Origin of the sequence: Rhizobium skierniewicense Ch11, from assembly GCF_023757665.1 — a bacterium.
Classification (GTDB): Bacteria; Pseudomonadota; Alphaproteobacteria; order Rhizobiales; family Rhizobiaceae; genus Agrobacterium; species Agrobacterium skierniewicense.
Genome location: NZ_RXPG01000029.1, coordinates 203,456 through 221,392 on the forward strand (window position 1 = coordinate 203,456; position 17,937 = coordinate 221,392).

Below are 17,937 nucleotides of genomic sequence, written 5' to 3' on the forward strand. Positions count from 1 at the left end.
AAAAGGCTTGTGGAGGGCCTTGCCTCTTGTTTCAAATTGGCCGCGCTTATGCACCTGCAAAACTATCCGATCAAGGGGTTTGCATGAATTCAACGCGCAGGTTGCAACAGATCCCATTTGTTACCATAGGAGTCTTCAAAAACCGCGACCGAGCCATAGGCCTCGTGACGCGGCTCCTCCAGAAACCGGATGCCCTTTGCGGTCATCGCTGCAAAATCACCGGCAAAATCATCCGTATGGAGAAAGAAGCCAACGCGTCCTCCTGTCTGTTTTCCGATGACGTCGTTTTGCTGCGGACCATCTGCCTGCGCCAGCAAAAGACCCGCGCCCTGACTTGCCTTGGGCGCAACCACGACCCACCGTTTTCCATCGGGAAGCGGCGTGTCGGAAACGCAATCGAAGCCCAGCAGGTCGCAGTAAAAGGATTTCGCCCTGTCATAATCGTCGATGACAAGCGTTACCAATGCGATGCGTCTGGAAGAAGAAAAATCCGACATCAGCCCTCCTGCTCTTTTTCCGCAGGTTTCGACTTTCGCTTCAATCCCCTTTTGACCATGCCGAGACTGGCACCGCCTGACAGAAACGCCAGACCGAAATAAAGCACCATGGCCGCAAAGACGAGAGCAAGCAGCGTTCCGGCCCTGACCGCGATGGAGGACGCAGACGACAGCTCATAGGCGAGATAGGCGAGCGCATAGTGGATGGCGATGGCCATGACAGCTGCTGCAAACAGAAGCCGTGGAATGCGGGTCAGAAGCGGAATATCGAGCTTCCAGTGGCCTCGCCAGAGCAGCATGCCGAACAGCAGCGCGGCATTGACCCAACCAGCTGTGATTTCAGCTGTCGCGATGCCCGGGCCGCCGTGGGTCGGAAACAGCGTGAGCGCCATCGATATGTTGACGACAACCGAAATGGCCGCAAAGATCATCGGTGTGCGGGTGTCTTCCCGTGCGAAAAAGCCCGGAATGAACGCCTTGATCAGCACGAAGGCGGGCAGGCCGAGACCGTAGATGCCGAGAATTTCAGCCACGGTGCCAGTGGCGGACGCGGAGAAGTTGCCGCGCTCATACAGAAACCGCACGATAGGTTCTGCCATCACCAGAAGAGCGGCGGCGGCAGGCAGCGTCAGAAACATGACGAATTCGACCGAGCGGTTCTGCAGATTGGCCGCTTCCACCTGATGTCCACCACGCAGCGCGCGGGCGAGCTCCGGCAACAGCACGGTCGCCACGGCAATGCCGACGACGCCAAGGGGTAGCTGATAGATACGGTCCGCATAGGCGAGAGACGAGATGACGCCTTCCTTGCCGGATGCGATATTGGTGTTGATCAGCAGGTTGATCTGGGTAATGCCACCGGTAATGGCGGCGGGCAGCGCCAGCACCAGCAGGCGTTTGACGTTGCCGGTCATGCGCGGGCGCCGAAAGCCGATCTTGATGCCGGCATTGCGCACCGCAATCCAGACGATGGCAAGCTGGACGAAACCGGCCGCCATCACACCCCAGGACAAGGCATAGCCCACCTGAAGCGGATCGAAGCTCTTCCACCAGGCAAAACCCAGCACGCCGATGAGAATGATGTTGAGGAACACGGGCGCGATAGCCGCTGCAAAGTAACGATGCAGCGAATTCAGCATGCCGCCCATCATGGCCGCCAGCGACATGCAGGCGAGATAGGGAAACATGATGGTCGCGAGACGCACGGTGTTGTCGAACTTGGTCGGGTCCTCGACAAAACCCGGCGCAATGACGGTTCTGACGATGAACGGCATCGACAGCTCCATGAGGATCGTCAGCGCCATCAGCACCGTGAAGAGGACACCGAAGACCTCCTCCGAAAACCGTTTCGCGCCCTCCATGCCGTTGGCCTCGATTTCCTTGGCAAACAGCGGCACGAAGGCCGAGTTGAAGGCACCTTCGGCAAACAGGCGGCGGAAGGTATTGGGAAACCGGAAGGCGGCGTTGAAGGCGTCGGCCACCGGCCCAGTTCCCACGGCAGCCGCCATCAGCATTTCACGAACGAAGCCGAAAAGCCGGCTCCCCAGCGTCGCGGTGCCGACGGTTGCGAATTTCGCGATCAGACCCATGGTTTCGTCAAGCCTTCGCGGTGCGTGCAGCGGGCAGAGCCGCGACATCGGGATGGGCGATGATGCCCGACGGCATTCGGTCGCGCAATTCGTCTTCCTGTTCGGCCATCACCGCTTTCAAACGGGATGCGATGCTGGCCTGGCGGTTGTCGGTCATGACCTTCTGGCCGAAGAGATCGGTCACATAGAAGGTATCGATGACCTTTTCGCCGAACGTCGTGATACGCGCCGAGGTGATGTCGAGGGAGAGATCGGCCAGGACCGCCGTCATATCCGCGAGCAGGCCGGTACGGTCGAGGCATTCCACCTCGATCACCGAAAACTTGTTGGACAAGCCGTTCGAGATGGTCACGGAGGGCGGAATGTTGAAGGTTTTGCTCTTCTTGCGGCTCTTGGTGCGCGTCGCGATGATTTCCGGGATCCGCTTTTTGCCCGCCAGCACCTCCTCTATCATCTTGCCGATATTGTTGGCGCGCCGCGTCTCATCCTCGTCGATGGGGAACTCGCGATTGATGAGGATGGTATCGAGCGCGCGGCCATCCGACGTGGTGAAGATTTGCGCATCGGCAATGTTGGCACCGGCAGCCGCACAGGCGCCGGTGATGATCGACAGGAGGCGCGGATGGTCTGGGGCCAGCACGGTGATTTCGGTGATGGCGTGGAAGGAATGGGTCCGCACCATCGTCGACAGCGCTTTTTCCTGCTTGTCGGCCTCGCGCAAAAACCGCGTGTGGCGGATTTGATCGTCCAGATCGACCGACAGAAGATAGGGCTCATAGTGCAGGCCGGTATATTTGCGCCGTGCCTTCTGGCCCCAGTCCGTCAGCGCGTCATACAGCGCCTGACGGGCGATCTTTGCGCGTTCCTTGCGAGACGTCTCCGAGAAACCACCCGATAGAAGAAGCTCGGTTTCGTAATAGAGCGTGCGCAGAAGCTGGCCTTTCCAGCCGTTCCACACATCCGGGCCTACCGCCCTGATGTCGCAGACGGTGAGGATGAGCAGCATTTTCAGCCGTTCCATCGACTGCACTTTGGCCGCAAAGTCGGTGATCGTCTTGCGGTCGTGCAGATCGCGCGTCTGCGCCACCATCGACATCAGCAAATGCTGTTCGATCAGCCAGAACACGGTCTCGGTCTGCTTGCTGCTCAGCCGGAAACGCTGGCACAGCTTGCGCGCAACGCGGGCACCGGCAATCGAATGATCCTCCTGCCGACCCTTGGCCACATCATGCAGCAGCACAGCCACATAAAGAGCCTCGCGATCCTCCACTCCGGGTATCAGCTGATTGACAAGCGGATGGGTGTCGACCGCCTGTCCCTTTTCGATTTCCGCAAGCACCGCAATGGAGCGGATCAGATGCTCATCCACCGTGTAGTGGTGGTACATGTTGAACTGCATCATCGCGACGATCTTGCCGAATTCCGGAATGAACTTGCCCAGCACACCCGCCTCGTTCATGCGCCGCAAGGTCAGCGCGGGATCACGCCTGGATGTGAGAATGGCGAGGAAGAGACGGTTGGCCTCTTCGTTCTCGCGCAGGTCGTGGTTGATCAGCGCCATGGATCGTGTGACGACGCGCAGCGCATCCGGGTGCAGTTCGAGATTGTTGATGTCGGCCACATGAAACAGCCTGATGATGCTGACGGGATCGTTGCGGAACACGTCGGCATTGGCCAGCGCAATGCGGCCGCGATCTTCCACGAATTCGTCGGAGCCGGGTATCTTGCGCAGACGGTGGGCAAAACGGCTGAACACGCCCGACAGACCGGGGACGTCCTTGGCCTGCCTGTCTTCCAATGCGGCGCAGAGAATGCGGGTGAGATCTCCCACATCCTTGGCGACGAGGAAATAGTGTTTCATGAAGCGCTCGACGGCGGACAGGCCGGGGCGCGGCTGGTAGTTCAAGGCCGCGGCGATGTCCCGCTGTATGTCGAAGGACAGCCGCTCTTCCGCCTTGCCGGTGATGAAATGCATCTGGCACCGCACGGTCCAGAGGAAATCGTCGGCCTTTTCGAACAGCTTCAGTTCGCGTTTCGAGAGTACGCCAAGCTTTACCAGTTCGGCGGTATCGCGAACATGGTAGTAATATTTGGCGATCCAGAACAGCGTGTGCAGGTCACGCAGGCCACCCTTGCCTTCCTTGACGTTGGGCTCCACCAGATAGCGTGTATCCCCTGCCTTGCGGTGGCGCTGGTCGCGCTCGGCCAGTTTGGCGGCAATGAATTCCGGACCACTGCCGGTCACGACTTCCGTCTCGAAACGACGCTCAAGCTCATCGGCCAGCGTCTGCTTGCCGCAGATGGAGCGCATTTCGAGAATGGCGGTGCGGATCGTCATATCCGCCTTCGACAGGCGAATGCACTCGTCCACCGTGCGCGTGGCATGGCCGACCTTGAAGCCGATATCCCACAGAATATAGAGGATGAACTCGATGGCCTTGTTCATGTCAGGCGTATTTTTGGTGGGCAGCAGGAACAGGAGATCAATGTCGGAGCCTGGCGCCAGCGTGCCGCGACCGTACCCGCCAACCGCGGTGATTGCGATCTGCTGGGCGTCGTTGGGGTAGACATGGCGGCAGGCCAGTTGGTAGAGCACCTCGATCAGGCGGTCCTGAAGCCAGGAAATCCGGCGTGCGCAATCGATACCGCCGCCTTCCGTATCCAGCAGTTCGCGCGCCTTGTCGCGGCCCTGTGCACTGGCCTTCTTGAAGATCGGCAACAGATCGGCCCGCAGATCGGAAACGCGCTGCTCATCACCCTGAAAGACGAATTCGCATTCCCGTTTCAGTGCGTCGACATCCAGTATCGCTGAGAAATCCAGGTCTTTTGTGGCCATTGATGCCGTTATCCATTTCATATGGGCTCTGCTTTTGGCATAGCCCTATAGCGATTTTCGGGCGTGAAGGACAGGCACGATGCGCATCTAAAAAGGACAGTGCCCCTTCACAAGGACACTATAGGGCTCAAGCCTTGCCAAGTTGTTTCTTGAGCGCGTATAGCGCGTCCAGCGCCTCACGCGGGGTCATTTCATCCGGGTTCAGTGCCTTCAGTGCCTCATCCACCTTCGAATTTCCATGGTTGCGGCTTTCCTCGCGCCGCACCGCGATCTGGAACAGCGGCAGATCGTCGATCAACTGGCTCGCCGGGTTCTTGCGGTCGGCATCTTCGAGCTGGGTCAGAACCGCCCGCGCGCGCTCGACCACAGAGGCCGGAAGACCCGCAAGCTTGGCGACCTGGATACCGTAGGAACGATCGGCAGCACCCGGCCCGACCTCGTGCAAGAAGATCACGTCGCCTTCCCACTCGCGCACTTTCATGGTGGCATTAGACAAGCGACCGAGCTTTTCGGACAGCACCGTCAATTCGTGGAAGTGGGTGGCAAACAGGCCCCGGCAGCGGTTGACCTCGTGCAGGTGTTCGACCGCCGCCCATGCGATCGAAAGGCCGTCGAAGGTCGCCGTACCGCGACCGATCTCGTCCAGAATGACGAGCGAGCGATCCGTCGCCTGATTGAGGATCGCTGCCGTCTCCACCATCTCCACCATGAAGGTCGAGCGGCCCCGCGCCAGATCGTCCGACGCGCCGACGCGGGAAAACAGCCGGTCGACGATGCCGATATGGGCAGCATCCGCCGGAACGAAGGAGCCGATCTGACCCAGAATGGCAATCAACGCGTTCTGGCGCAGGAAGGTCGATTTACCGCCCATATTCGGGCCGGTCAGCAGCCAGATAGCGCCGTTGCGGTTGCCGTTGACCGCCGAGAGATCGCAATGATTGGCGATGAAAGGTCCGGAAGACTGGCGGCGCAGCGCCTGCTCCACCACCGGATGCCGCCCGCCCTTGATGCTGAACATCATCGAACCGTCGATGACGGGGCGGCAATAGGCCTGTTCCGCAGCAAGATGGGCAAGACTTGTGGCAACGTCGATCTTTGCGAGTGCCAGGGCGCCAGCCTTGATGGCTTCGGCATGGGAAACGATGGCCCGGACCATCTGCTCGAAAGCCTGCAACTCGATCGACAGCGCCTGCGAGGCCGCGTTGGCAATGCGGCTTTCCAGATCGGCGAGTTCGGTCGTGGTAAAGCGCATGGCACCCGCCATGGTCTGGCGGTGGATGAAGCGGGCTTTGGCCTCGTCGCCCGTCATCATCACATCGGCATTGCCCGCGGTTACCTCGATGAAATAGCCGAGCACGTTGTTGTGCTTGATCTTCAGAGACTTGATGCCGGTCTCTTCGCTATATTGCAGTTGCAGCCCGGCGATGACACGGCGCGATTGGTCCCGCAGCGCCCGGATCTCGTCCAACTCGGTGTTGGAACCCTCCCGCACGAATCCACCATCCCGTTTCAGCAAGGGCAATTCGTCGGCAAGCGTCGCGCTCAGCATCGCTTCCAGCGGTGTCGGAAGCGCTTTGAGCGCAGCAAGCGCGTCGGCCAGCTCATCCGGCAACAGGCCCTGATCGAGCAATTCCGCAACATTGGCGGCGGCGGAAAGCCCCAGCCTGATGGCGCCGATGTCGCGTGGCCCGCCGCGATCGAGCGCCAGGCGCGATAGCGCGCGCGGCATGTCGGCCACCTGCTTCAGCGCATCGCGCAAGCCATCGGAGAGCGATACATCGTCCAGCAGATAGGCAACCGCATCCAGCCGCGCATTGATCTTGTCCGCATCGGTCAGCGGCGACATCAGCCGCTCTGCCAGAAGTCGCGCCCCGCCGCCCGTCACCGTGCGGTTGATGGCGTGCAGCAGCGAGCCGTCGCGTTCACCCGACAGCGTCTTCGTCAGCTCCAGATTGGCGCGCGTGGCAGGATCGATGAAGAGCGTGGAGGCGGCACTTTCGCGCTCGGGTGCCGCCAAGGGCGGGCGTTCGGCAATCTGGGTTTTCTCGACATAGGCGACCGCGGCGGCGGCCGCCGCCATCTCGACGCGGGAGAACGTGCCAAAACCATCCAGCGTGGTGACACCGAAATAGCGGGCAACACGGCCTTCTGCCGTTGCGCTGTCAAACAGGACGGCAGGCTGCGGCACGGTCACGCGACCCAGTACGTCGAAAACTGCCTTCAATTCCTCGTCGTGGAACAGGCTGTCGGCAACGATCAGCTCGCGCGGATCGATGCGCCAGATATCGGCCAGAAGCCGTGTCAGCGTCGTCTCTGCCAGACGAAAAACGCCGGTTGAAATATCGATCCAGGCGAGCGCGAACTGCGCCTCGGCGCTGCCCCTGATCCGCGCGAGCGCCATCAGATAATTGGATTCCTCCGGCGACAGCAGCTTTTCTTCGGTCAGCGTTCCCGGCGTCACGAGCCGCACCACATCGCGCCGCACCACCGATTTCGAGCCGCGCTTCTTGGCTTCCGCCGGGTCTTCCGTCTGTTCGCAGACGGCGACGCGATACCCGCGCAGGATCAGCTTTTGAAGGTAATCATCCGCCGCATGCACTGGGACGCCGCACATGGGAATGTCCTGACCCAGATGCTGGCCGCGTTTCGTCAGCGTGATGCCGAGCGCACGCGAGGCTTCTGCGGCATCGTCGAAAAACAGTTCGTAGAAATCGCCCATGCGATAGAACAGCAGCGAACCGGGGTTGTTCGCCTTGATCTCGATATATTGCTCCATCATCGGCGTGGCCGACGCGCGGCTCTGTTCAGAAATGAGCGAGGCGGTGGAATGAACGTCCGTCAATGGCTTTTCAATATCGTTGTATGTTGCGGGAAACGAGCGTCAGACTAACGGCCCCTCGCCTTTACCACAACACAGTCGACCCGCCTGCCCACAGGAAGCTTCAGACTTAACCGTTGAAACGATAGCCTTCGCCGCCGTAATAGGTGATGTATCGTCCGGCGATGGATGACACCGGTAGAATGACCAGCACATCCGTCGTGTTGAAGGCATGGTCGACCACGGCGCCGGAACCGAATGTGGCGCCGATGCGCATATAGGCCTTGATGAGCGGCGGCATACCGACAAGCGCACGGCGCGGGTTGATGGCTTCGGTGGGCATCATGTCCATCTCGCGGTAAAGCTCGGGCAGGGCAGATGCAGACCATTCGCCTTTCGCACCGCAATTGTGATGGAGGAAGGAAAGCGCCAGAGCATGCGCCTCCGGCTGCACACCGGGAAACGAAGCGCAGCCGATCATGGCATCCATACGGTGGCGGACGGCATAGGCCCAGTTGCCCTGCCACAGAAGTTCGACCGTTCTTTTCGTGCGATATTGCGGCAGAACGCAGGAGCGGCCGAGTTCCATGAAGCGCTTGCCCGGATGGCGGGCGATCAGCCCGTCGACATCGAACTCGCTGGCCGAGTAAAAACCATTGTAGGCAAAAGCCGTTTCCTGGCGCAGCAGGCGGTAGGTGCCGACGATCTGGTCTTCCGGATCGCCTTCGATGGAATTGTCCAGAACCAGCAGATGGTCGCAGACGGCATCGAATGCATCGATATCACGATTGCGGCGCATGGCGTCGGCGGGAAGCCGCGCGCCCATCTCCTCCACAAAGACCCGGAAGCGGACATGCTGTGCCGCGTCGATTTCACGGTCGTTTCTGGCCAGCCGGGTTTCCAGCGGGCCGATGCGACCGAACACATCGTCGTTGCGCGGCGGCGAAACGGGCGCGATATGTGCAATGACATTGCGCTCGCGAATGTCATGTTCAAGAGTTTCCGTGACCATGGAGAATCGCCCCACCACCGTTTCGTTCTGGCTGTCATAAATCACTTCTTGACGACACAACAGTGACAGTTAGCCGCGTAACGGGCAGGAGATCAATTCAAAACGCGCCGGTGCGTTTTTGTGGAAACAGACGCAACACATCCTCGATCAGACGCTTCGGCTCCACCGGTTTGACGAGCACCGTGCTGATGCCCGCCTTGAGCAGAACGGATTTCGTCTCAGGCGTCGTATCGCCGCTCAGCACCATGATCGGTAGGTTTTTACGACCCTTCAGCAACGCGTTGAGGCGTGGCAGTACCTCCAGCCCATCACCAAGGGGCATATGGAGATCGGAAATAACGAGATCCGGCAAAGGTCCACCAGCCACCGAAAGAGCCTTCGTCAGAGCTTCGAAGTCGTGGACCATACGCACCTGACAGCCGGATTTCTCCAGCACGGCACGCAAGATGCGGGCGTTGACAGGATCGTCCTCGGCCACGAGAACATCAAGGTCATAGGGCGCCTCATTCAGAGCCGTGGAAAAACCAAAACCGGGATGCTGATTGTCATTGATGGCATCGCGACGCTCAAGCCCGCGCAGACGACCGCACAGAACGTCGGTCAGCGACTTTTCACGCAAGGGACGGATCAGCCAGGCGTCGAACGCCTCCTGCGACTGCGCGCCGCGCTCTTCCGGGTTGACCAGCAAAATCTGGCGGACAGTGCGGTCAGATCTTGATGACCAGCCTTCCAACGCCTCGCGAAACTGCGGGGCAACCCGGTGATCGACGATGATGTCGGTGATGTCAGCCAGACTATTGGGGGTGTTAAGCCTCGCCGCCTTCAATTGTCTCGGTGTCGAAACCAAAGTGCAAGTGCCACCCAGACCCCGGATGATATCGCCGGTGGCGGTTGCAGCAACGCCTGCCGGTGCCAGCAACAGGACGTTCGACTTGCAGAGCGCGCCCGCGCGGCTGGACACCCCGTTGGAGGTCGGTGCTGCGCCCGGCTTGAAGGTTGCCGTAAAGACGCTGCCCTCTCCCTTCTTGCTCGCCACCGTCAGCGCCCCACCGAATTCGCGGATGATGCGGGCGGAGATGGCAAGGCCAAGGCCCGTGCCTGCATGTCTGTGCGATGCGGAGCCTGCCTGTTCGAACTCACCGAAAATGCGGGCCTGTTCTGCTTTCCCGATCCCGGGACCGGTGTCGTTCACGGCAATCGAAAGCGTGTCGCCGAGCATGGATGCTCGCACCAGCACACCGCCCCTGGTCGTGAACTTCACCGCATTGCCGATGAGGTTGAACAGCACCTGGCGCAGACGTGCGGGATCGAAATCGAGACAGTCAGGAACATCGGCCGAAACGATGGACGCGATTTCGATGCCCTTTTCGTGGGCGCGATGGGCCAGCATTTCCACCACACTTTCGATGAGCTGGCGCAGGTTCTCGGCTCTCGGATTGAGCCTGAACCGCCCGGCTTCCATCGTGGAAAAATCGAGCAGATCCTCGACGAGCTGCACCAGTGATTGCCCCGACTGGCGCATTCCGTCGAGATAGTTGTGCTGCTCCTGTGTGAGTTTGGTCTGCGACAGAAGATGGTTCATGCCCAGAATGCCTGATAGCGGCAGACGAATTTCGTGGCTGACAGTGGCCAGAAGTCTGCCCTTGGCGGCGTTGGCATTTTCCGCCCGCAGTCTGGCATCCTCGCGGGTTCTGAGTGCGGCGCGCTCATCGGTCACATCGCGGGCGAGGCTGCTGATGACCAGACGGCTGCTGGCCGCGTCGTTTGCCACCACGTCATGCCAGGTAAAGATGCGCTGGCCATAGGGTGTGGCGATCTCGACATCGTAGCAATGCGCCTTGCCGCCGGGGCGGAACGCGATGCCGATTTCTTCGCAGGTTTTGCCCTGCGGCTCCGTACAGCCGGTCATTTCGCAAAAGGCGGCATTGGTGTGGAGGATGCGCCGGTCCATGTCGCGCGTGACGACGATATCGCCCATCGCCTCATGAATTTCCGCCATCAGGGCCACGTTCTGGCGGTAGCGGGCATCAACGATCTTCACGTCGCGCAGGGAGGCCTGACGCAGCATGGACGACCGGACCATCATGTAAAAGCCGCAGGACACGCAGATCGTGACCGAGAGCGCCGCCATGTAGAGCGCGACGTTTCCACCCAGATAGACGGCACTCGCAAAGGCAAACCCGCACCCTGCCGTAAACAGCGTCATGGCTCGAAGCAGGCGGAGGTAAAAACGTGCCGTCTGCTGCCCTGCCGTCGCTTCGACGGCGGGCGGCGCAACCAGAGCTGCGTCCTTCGCAACAGGGTCGAACGTTTCGGACAGCCGGTGTTGCAGTTTCGCCAGTTCGCTCATGGTGCCAGCCTTAGCATGGCAGCCGTTTTGATTGACTTGGCGAATACGCTAAAAATTTAGCTTTTCTTCGCCTTGGCGTGAAGAATTTCATCCAGAATGACGCAGCCCGCACCGATGGTGATGAAGGAATCCGCCAGGTTGAATACCGCGAACGACCATGTCTGCGTGTGAAACAGAATGTAATCGATGACATGGCCATACAAAAATCGGTCGAAGATGTTGCCGGCGGCACCGGCAATGATCAGCGCGAAACCCAGATGCGCAAAGGTGCGATCGGAATCGGTCTTTCGCCACAGCCAGATGACGAAACAGACGATGAGCAGCCGCATGGTCACAATGAACCAGCCTTCCATTCCCGACAGCATCGAAAACGCCACGCCGAGATTATAGGTGCGGTAGAGCGCCAGATACGGCACGACGGGCACCATTTCCTGAAGAGGCAGATAGGCTTCCACCAGAAGCTTGACGACCTGGTCGGTAATCAGTGCGATGACGATCAGGGCAACAGCGGGGGCGAGTTTGGAAAACAGGGCAGGCTTGGCCATCATGTCACCGGGGAAAGTTCGAGAAGATGGCGGCGGGCTTCAAACAGCATGACACCGGTTGCAATCGCCAGATTGAGCGAGTCGGCACGGCCCTGCTGGGGAATGCGCGCCAGCTGGTCTGCCTTGGACGCAAGCTCCGGCGGCAGACCGCCCTGCTCGTTGCCCATCAACAGCACGGTCGGCTTCTTTTTGTAATCGACGGTCCTGTAGTCCACCGAACCGGCCAGATGGGTGGCGACGACGCTGACACCTGCCGATTTTTTCCAGCTCAGGAACGCGTCCACGGTTGCGTGCGCAACGGCGATGGCAAAGACCGACCCCATGGTGGCGCGCACGGTTTCCAGCGAAAACGGGTCTGTGCAGTCACCCAGAAGGATGACACCGGATGCGCCAGCCGCATCGGCGGTGCGGATGATGGTGCCGAGATTGCCGGGATCGCGCACCCTGTCCAGCGCAATATAGGTCTGGCCACTGTCGGGGCGGATATCGTTGAGGTCAGTCCATTTCTGATCGAAAATTCCCACGACCATCTGCGGATTGTCACGACGGGTGATGGAGGACAGAATTTTTTCGGTGACTTCCAGAACAAGACCGCCAGAGGCGACCGTCTTTGCGGCCACCTGCTCGACCAGCGATTTGCCCTTGGCATTCTTGGCGTAGACCAGCGTGCGGATCGTCCAGCCCAGCTCCAGCGCATCGATGACCAGCTTCAGACCCTCGGCCATGAAGGTGCCGGTCTCTTCCCGACCCTTCTTCTGGGTGAGATTCTTGATGTCCTTGATGATGGGGTTGGCGAGGCTGGTGACCTCCTTGACCTGCCCTACCCGGCCCGGTCTGTTTTCACGGCGGTCATCGGTCATTTCGGCACCCAGCGGCTGAAGAGTGAGGTGGAAAGGGCGCGCCCCTGGGTCTTGCCATCAAGGCCAGCTTCGCGGATCACGAGTTCACCGGAGGCAACCTCGCCGCCTGCGCCACGCATGGTTTCACGCATCAATTCATGCATCGAATAAAAACTGGCGCGGATCGAATAGGCCGTCAGCACAAGCCCTAGCGCATTTGGCGACAGAATATCGCGGCAGACATCCAGCATCAGCGGCAGGTGATCGAACAGCTCCCAGATTTCGCCATGGGTGCCACGCCCGAATTTCGGCGGATCGGTCAGAATGATGTCGTAGGTGTTGCCACGCCGTTCTTCCCGCAGAATAAACTTCATCGCATCTTCGCAGATCCAGCGGATAGGCGCGTTGTCCAGACCTGCCAGTGCCTGATTTTCGCGTGCCCAGCCAATGGCCTTCTTGGAGGCATCCACATGGGTTACTTCCGCACCGGCAGCAGCCGCCACCAGCGAAGCGACCCCGGTATAACCGAAGAGGTTCAGCACCTTCAAAGGACGATCCGAAGCCTCGATGGTTTCTTTAAGCCATTCCCAATGCACGATCTGTTCCGGAAAGACACCGACATGGCGAAAGGCGGTGAAACGACCGAGAAAGTTGACACCTAGAAGAGAAAGCGGCCAGGTTTCACCCAGCGGCTCCTTGGGAAAGCGCCAGCGGCCCATGCCATCCTCGTCCGTATCGCCGGAAAAGACGGAATCGGCATTGTCCCAGACACGCTGCGGCAGAGTGGGTCGCCACAGAGCCTGCGCTTCCGGTCGAACGATGCGGTAATCACCGTATTGCTCCAGCTTCAAGGCATTCCCGCTGTCGATCAGGTGAAAGTCGCCAGCCCCGAGCGATTCCAGGATGACCGGCACCCGTTCACTCGGCAGGGCGCCCGTACGCTCCTTCAAGGGGCGTGGCGCAACCTGTTCCGTCTCAGCGGCAGGCCCGTTGGTCTTTGCCTTGGCGGCATCCTTCACGCTGTCTCTGGAACCGGTCCTGACCGGTGCGGCCGTCGGCGCGCGGACATGGTCGGCAGCGCGGCCGCGGGCTTCGGCATTTTTTGGCCTCGGCGGTTTGCCAGCGCTCTTGTTTCGGGGCTCCTGCCCTGCGCGCGGCTTGGCACCCGGGCGATTGTCTTTTTTCTTCAACGGGGTTCTTTCCAAGTCTGACCGCATCTGTTGCGACAGCGAATATCATCAAGGCGCGCCATTATCAAAGGGCTGCGCCTCAAACACCTATCGCTTCACGCGGAATTTTACTTGGAGGCGATCTGCGTTGTGGTTGGCGTTGTGGCGACAACAGCATTGGCAGCGGCCTTGTGGCGATTGGCCTCATCGTGCCAGCGTACGGCTTCCTTGGCTTCGGTGCGCGCCCGCTTGCGGTATTTGCCCTGCGAAAACCAGGTGACCATGGACCCCAAAACGATGCCCAGGATAAGCGAGAGGAAGATGAAGACGAAGAATGGCGCGGAAAACGACAAAAGACTGTCATCAGGTCTGAACGGATTGAGCGCGAGCGTCACGGCCTGCCGGTTGGCCACGCACAACACCACCAGAATAATGGCGAGCGGCACGAGGACCAGGAGGTTGATGATCTTTTTTGGCATCCAACGATACTCCGTCTTTAGGGGCCTTCAGACAAACCTGCATGGACGTCAGATAGGAGGCCGATTGCTCAGTCTCAACCGTTGTTGAAAGCGCATAAGGTCAAAACCACGTCGCACGGTGCGCTCAGTCTTCGTCTTCGACGTCGCTCATGCCCGGATTGAGCCGCTCGCGCAGTTCCTTGCCGGTCTTGAAAAAGGGGACCCACTTCTCTTCAACGAAAACCGATTCTCCCGTGCGCGGGTTACGACCGGAGCGCGAAGGGCGGTTCTTGACCGAAAAGGCCCCGAAGCCGCGCAGCTCCACGCGGTTGCCGGCAGCCAGTGCATCGGTGATCTCATCGAGCACGGCGTTGACGATATTTTCAACGTCGCGATGGTAGAGGTGCGGGTTATGCGCAGCCACGATCTGCACCAGTTCAGACTTAATCACGGTTGCCCCCTGAAAGGATTGGATTTTTATCGTTCGCCAACCTGCCAAACCGAAACAAGACCGTCAAGAAACAACTTGTCGGCGCCCAGCTGGTGCGGCACGTTAAATGGCAGGAATTGGTCATATCCGAGCACCTTGGCGATACCGGCAATGCTCAGGAGCGATAATGGCGATCTTTGTGACGGCGCGGTCCACTCCACGATCGGGAGATCCTTGGCAACCTTGCGGCTGTCGAAATAGGCGCGAATTTCCTTTTCGCCGCCCAGGGTATCGATCAATTTCACCGCAAGCGCCTGGCGGCCAGTGAAGATCGAGCCATCGGCAAGCTTCAAGACGTCCTCGCGCGGCAGCTTGCGACGGTCGGCCACCAGATCGACGAACCAGCCGTAGCTGTCCATGATCATGTTGCGGATCATGGTTTTGGACTCTTCCGGCGGCTCATGGAAGGGCGACGGTTCAGCCTTCATCGGCGATGATTTGATTTCCTGCAGCGATACGCCGAGCTTGTCCAGCAGCGGGCCGACTTGCGGATACTGGAAGATGACGCCGATGGAACCGGTGATCGAGGTGTCGCCTGCAACGATCGTATCGGCTGCGGTCGCGATCATGTAACCGGCGGAAGCAGCCAGGGTGCGCACATCTGAAACAACCGGTTTCTTTTCGGCAACGGCGCGGATGGCCTTGAAAATACGCTCGCCGCCATAGGTGGTGCCACCGGGCGAGGAAATCGAGACGATCAGGCCCTTGGCGCTGTCGCTATCGGCAATCTTTTGCAACCGCTCCAGAAGTTCGGTATCGTCCTGGATCAGACCGGTGATCTCGATACGCGCAATGTGCGGGCGAGTGCTTTGCTGTGGCGGCGTCAAAGCGAAGCGGTAGAGCGCAAAAAGACCCACAACCAGAAGAAGGACGACCGTGACACGCCAGAAGGTCAGCTTGCGTCGCAACTGCCTGCGGTCTGCGATTGCCATCTGATCCATTTACCCGCCTTCGCTATAGAGTGTTCACAGCGTCTGAAGTTCGCCATATGAGCCTTGTAGCCACCTCTTGCAAGGAAACAAACGGGAAAGCATCGTTTTGATAAAAATATCGTGGCCCTTGCGATGTTTCCGAGAAAAACCATATTGGCAGAGCACGCCACGCGTGCCACACCCGACGTTGCAGCGAATGATGGCGCCCGATTTTATTGAATGGTACCGTATCGACACCCGGATTTTTAGCACATGCTTGAGCGACTAAGCCAACCAAGTCCCAGTTTCGCGTCGTCCCATGGACACGCCGATACCTATGCCATGGCGTTGCGCCATTCCGGCCGGGTGCGAAAACTCAAGGTCATCCTTCCGCTGGGCGCCGCCATCATATCGCTGTCCTTCATCGCGGTTTCGCTCGTGCGGACATGGGTACCGGACGAGGTCACGCTCGAAAGTTCGAAGGTGGAAAACGGCAAGCTCGTCATGGAAAAACCCGCGCTTGCCGGGCGCAACAACAGTGGTTTCGACTATTCGATGAATGCGGAGCGGGCGCTCCAGGATATCGCCAGCCCCAACCTGATGACGCTGGAGAAGGTTTTGGCTGCATTGCCCATGAACGACATCGTGGCGCAGGTTGTAGCGCAGGAAGGTCTGTTTGACCGTGCAACAAATAAGTTGCAAATGATGGCACCCTTTGACATCAATCTCAGCAATGGATTACAAGCAAAGTTCCAGTCTGCAAATGTCGATATGAAAGCGGGAACGATGGAAACGGACAAGCCTGTTTTCGTGAAGACCCAGGAAGGCTCGATCAATGCGGAAAGTTTACGCATTGCAGATAATGGTAAAACGATTACATTTTCGGGGCAGGTACGAGCTCGTATCGCTGCATCGACCATTCAGAACGCCGGCCAGAACGCTGGCAAGTGAGAGCCCGACCCAGATGATGCAGATTTTGCGCACAGCCCGTCATACCAACGCCGCCTGTTTTGCCGCCGTTGCAATTGCATGTCTTGCGGGCACCGCAGCCGCGCAATCCACCACGAGCAACATGGAAGGCCTCAAACTTTCCAATGACCAGCCTATTGCCATCGAAAGTGATCAGCTGGAAGTGCGCGACCAGGAGCACAAGGCTTACTTCACCGGCAATGTGAAGGTGGTGCAGGGGACGACGACCCTGCAGGCAGGCAAGATGACCGTGCTCTATAAGAGCAAGGACGGGAACACAGCCGAAAATGCCTCGATCACCGGCGGAAATGCCGACATCGAAAAGATTTTCGTCGACAACTCCGTTTACCTCACGTCCGGAACGCAAAAGGCGACAGCCGACAAGGGTGAGTTCGACATGGCGGCGCAGACCTTCATTCTCTCGGGAAAACAGGTGGTCCTGTCGCAGGACACGAATGTTTTCACCGGTTGCAAACTGACGGTTTTCATGACGACGGGTCAGGCAAAGCTGGAAAGCTGTGGCGGACCGGTTCGCATCATGCTCGACCCGAAATCGCAGAAAAAGCAGTAGTCTTTAGCCCGTGAAAATCCAATCCATTTCAAAACTGTTTGGCGCAGGCTCGTCGCGCGCATCGGAAACGGACAATCTGTCCGAAGACAAGGCGCGCTATGAGGGTACCCTGATCGCTCAGGGCCTGACCAAGACCTACAATACGCGTCGCGTTGTCAATGGCGTGTCGCTTGTCGTGCGCCGTGGTGAAGCGGTCGGACTTCTGGGACCGAACGGTGCTGGCAAGACCACCTGTTTTTACATGATTACCGGTCTCGTACCCGTCGATGCCGGCAAGATCGCCATAAACGGCAATGATGTGACCAACATGCCGATGTATCGCCGGTCGCGGCTGGGCGTGGGCTACCTTCCCCAGGAAGCATCGATCTTTCGCGGACTGACCGTGGAAGACAATATTCGAGCTGTTCTGGAAGTTCATGAACGCGACGAAAAGAAGCGCAATCGCAAGCTCGATGAGCTGCTGGAAGAATTCCACATTTCGGCCCTGCGCAAGTCGCCTGCCGTTGCCCTTTCGGGCGGTGAGCGTCGTCGTCTCGAAATCGCGAGAGCGCTGGCAACAGATCCGACCTTCATGCTGCTGGACGAGCCTTTTGCCGGCGTCGACCCGATCTCGGTCAGCGACATCCAGAATCTCGTGCGTCACCTGACGGCCCGCGGCATCGGTGTGTTGATCACCGACCACAATGTGCGTGAAACGTTGGGCCTGATCGACCGCGCCTATATTATCCACGCGGGTGAAGTTCTGACCCATGGCAGGGCATCGGAGATCGTCAACAACGCCGAAGTTCGTCGCCTTTATCTGGGCAATAATTTCAGCCTGTGACGAATGCACGATAAAAGTGACGTGGGCGCCTCTTTCCCCGAAAAGATTCTGCCTCCCCGC

General features: G+C 59.2%; 15 protein-coding genes. 3 read left to right on the forward strand and 12 right to left on the reverse strand.

The genetic code is table 11. From position 1 onward, the window contains the following. Positions 1-89: 89 nt before the first annotated feature. From EKM04_RS19400 to sppA, 12 genes are all read right to left on the reverse strand, one after another. A complete protein-coding gene (locus tag EKM04_RS19400; protein WP_183896736.1) occupies positions 90-497 on the reverse strand; it encodes a VOC family protein in 408 nt (135 codons plus the stop codon). Next, the gene (gene murJ, locus EKM04_RS19405) at positions 497-2,086 is read right to left on the reverse strand and encodes a murein biosynthesis integral membrane protein MurJ (protein WP_183896737.1); all 1,590 of its coding nucleotides are present in this window, start codon (positions 2,084-2,086) and stop codon (positions 497-499) included. Before murJ ends, EKM04_RS19400 begins: the two co-directional genes overlap by 1 nt. A gap of 7 nt (positions 2,087-2,093) precedes the next feature. Continuing rightward, positions 2,094-4,922, reverse strand: coding sequence for a [protein-PII] uridylyltransferase (locus tag EKM04_RS19410; RefSeq protein WP_183896738.1), 2,829 nt, complete (start codon positions 4,920-4,922; stop codon positions 2,094-2,096). A gap of 127 nt (positions 4,923-5,049) precedes the next feature. Next, positions 5,050-7,701 carry a DNA mismatch repair protein MutS gene (gene mutS / locus EKM04_RS19415; protein ID WP_183896812.1) on the reverse strand — a complete coding sequence of 884 codons (2,652 nt, stop codon included), beginning with the start codon at positions 7,699-7,701 and terminating at the stop codon, positions 5,050-5,052. Between the two features lie 169 nt (positions 7,702-7,870). Further along, the gene (gene olsB / locus EKM04_RS19420; protein ID WP_183896739.1) at positions 7,871-8,752 is read right to left on the reverse strand and encodes a l-ornithine N(alpha)-acyltransferase; all 882 of its coding nucleotides are present in this window, start codon (positions 8,750-8,752) and stop codon (positions 7,871-7,873) included. Between the two features lie 97 nt (positions 8,753-8,849). After that, the gene (locus tag EKM04_RS19425) at positions 8,850-11,102 is read right to left on the reverse strand and encodes a hybrid sensor histidine kinase/response regulator (RefSeq protein ID WP_183896740.1); all 2,253 of its coding nucleotides are present in this window, start codon (positions 11,100-11,102) and stop codon (positions 8,850-8,852) included. 56 nt (positions 11,103-11,158) lie between these two features. Further along, entirely contained in the window at positions 11,159-11,647 is a 489-nt protein-coding gene (lspA, locus tag EKM04_RS19430; RefSeq protein ID WP_183896741.1) for a signal peptidase II, read from the reverse strand. Continuing rightward, on the reverse strand, positions 11,647-12,507 hold the full coding sequence (locus EKM04_RS19435) for a TrmH family RNA methyltransferase (RefSeq protein ID WP_183896742.1): 861 nt from the start codon (positions 12,505-12,507) through the stop codon (positions 11,647-11,649). The genes lspA and EKM04_RS19435 overlap by 1 nt, the downstream gene beginning before the upstream one ends. Next, positions 12,504-13,676, reverse strand: a complete 1,173-nt coding sequence (locus tag EKM04_RS19440) for a class I SAM-dependent methyltransferase (RefSeq protein WP_183896743.1) — start codon at positions 13,674-13,676, stop codon at positions 12,504-12,506. Before EKM04_RS19440 ends, EKM04_RS19435 begins: the two co-directional genes overlap by 4 nt. A 107-nt stretch (positions 13,677-13,783) precedes the next feature. Next, entirely contained in the window at positions 13,784-14,134 is a 351-nt protein-coding gene (locus tag EKM04_RS19445; RefSeq protein WP_174151772.1) for a lipopolysaccharide assembly protein LapA domain-containing protein, read from the reverse strand. A 124-nt stretch (positions 14,135-14,258) separates the two neighbouring features. Then, the gene (locus EKM04_RS19450) at positions 14,259-14,564 is read right to left on the reverse strand and encodes an integration host factor subunit beta (protein WP_042616207.1); all 306 of its coding nucleotides are present in this window, start codon (positions 14,562-14,564) and stop codon (positions 14,259-14,261) included. Positions 14,565-14,590: 26 nt separating this feature from the next. Next, the gene (sppA, locus tag EKM04_RS19455) at positions 14,591-15,544 is read right to left on the reverse strand and encodes a signal peptide peptidase SppA (protein ID WP_174151771.1); all 954 of its coding nucleotides are present in this window, start codon (positions 15,542-15,544) and stop codon (positions 14,591-14,593) included. Between the two features lie 243 nt (positions 15,545-15,787). On the opposite strand from sppA, the gene lptC reads away from it, so the two are divergent. The 3 genes from lptC to lptB are packed head-to-tail and all read left to right on the forward strand — an operon-like array spanning position 15,788 to position 17,877. Next, the gene (gene lptC / locus EKM04_RS19460) at positions 15,788-16,465 is read left to right on the forward strand and encodes an LPS export ABC transporter periplasmic protein LptC (RefSeq protein ID WP_174151770.1); all 678 of its coding nucleotides are present in this window, start codon (positions 15,788-15,790) and stop codon (positions 16,463-16,465) included. A 13-nt stretch (positions 16,466-16,478) separates the two neighbouring features. Beyond that, positions 16,479-17,054: an LptA/OstA family protein gene (locus EKM04_RS19465; protein WP_183896744.1), complete on the forward strand. Its 576-nt coding sequence runs from the start codon at positions 16,479-16,481 to the stop codon at positions 17,052-17,054. Positions 17,055-17,088: 34 nt separating this feature from the next. Further along, on the forward strand, positions 17,089-17,877 hold the full coding sequence (lptB, locus tag EKM04_RS19470; protein ID WP_174151935.1) for an LPS export ABC transporter ATP-binding protein: 789 nt from the start codon (positions 17,089-17,091) through the stop codon (positions 17,875-17,877). Positions 17,878-17,937 lie beyond the last annotated feature (60 nt).

Coding starts and splice junctions, on each gene's coding strand:
- EKM04_RS19400 (WP_183896736.1), bottom strand. CDS start 497: ATGTCGGATTTTTCTTCTTCCAGACGCATCGCATTGGTAACGCTTGTC.
- murJ (WP_183896737.1), bottom strand. CDS start 2,086: ATGGGTCTGATCGCGAAATTCGCAACCGTCGGCACCGCGACGCTGGGG.
- EKM04_RS19410 (WP_183896738.1), bottom strand. CDS start 4,922: ATGGCCACAAAAGACCTGGATTTCTCAGCGATACTGGATGTCGACGCA.
- mutS (WP_183896812.1), bottom strand. CDS start 7,701: ATGATGGAGCAATATATCGAGATCAAGGCGAACAACCCCGGTTCGCTG.
- olsB (WP_183896739.1), bottom strand. CDS start 8,752: ATGGTCACGGAAACTCTTGAACATGACATTCGCGAGCGCAATGTCATT.
- EKM04_RS19425 (WP_183896740.1), bottom strand. CDS start 11,102: ATGAGCGAACTGGCGAAACTGCAACACCGGCTGTCCGAAACGTTCGAC.
- lspA (WP_183896741.1), bottom strand. CDS start 11,647: ATGGCCAAGCCTGCCCTGTTTTCCAAACTCGCCCCCGCTGTTGCCCTG.
- EKM04_RS19435 (WP_183896742.1), bottom strand. CDS start 12,507: ATGACCGATGACCGCCGTGAAAACAGACCGGGCCGGGTAGGGCAGGTC.
- EKM04_RS19445 (WP_174151772.1), bottom strand. CDS start 14,134: ATGCCAAAAAAGATCATCAACCTCCTGGTCCTCGTGCCGCTCGCCATT.
- sppA (WP_174151771.1), bottom strand. CDS start 15,544: ATGGATCAGATGGCAATCGCAGACCGCAGGCAGTTGCGACGCAAGCTG.
- lptC (WP_174151770.1), top strand. CDS start 15,788: ATGCTTGAGCGACTAAGCCAACCAAGTCCCAGTTTCGCGTCGTCCCAT.
- EKM04_RS19465 (WP_183896744.1), top strand. CDS start 16,479: ATGATGCAGATTTTGCGCACAGCCCGTCATACCAACGCCGCCTGTTTT.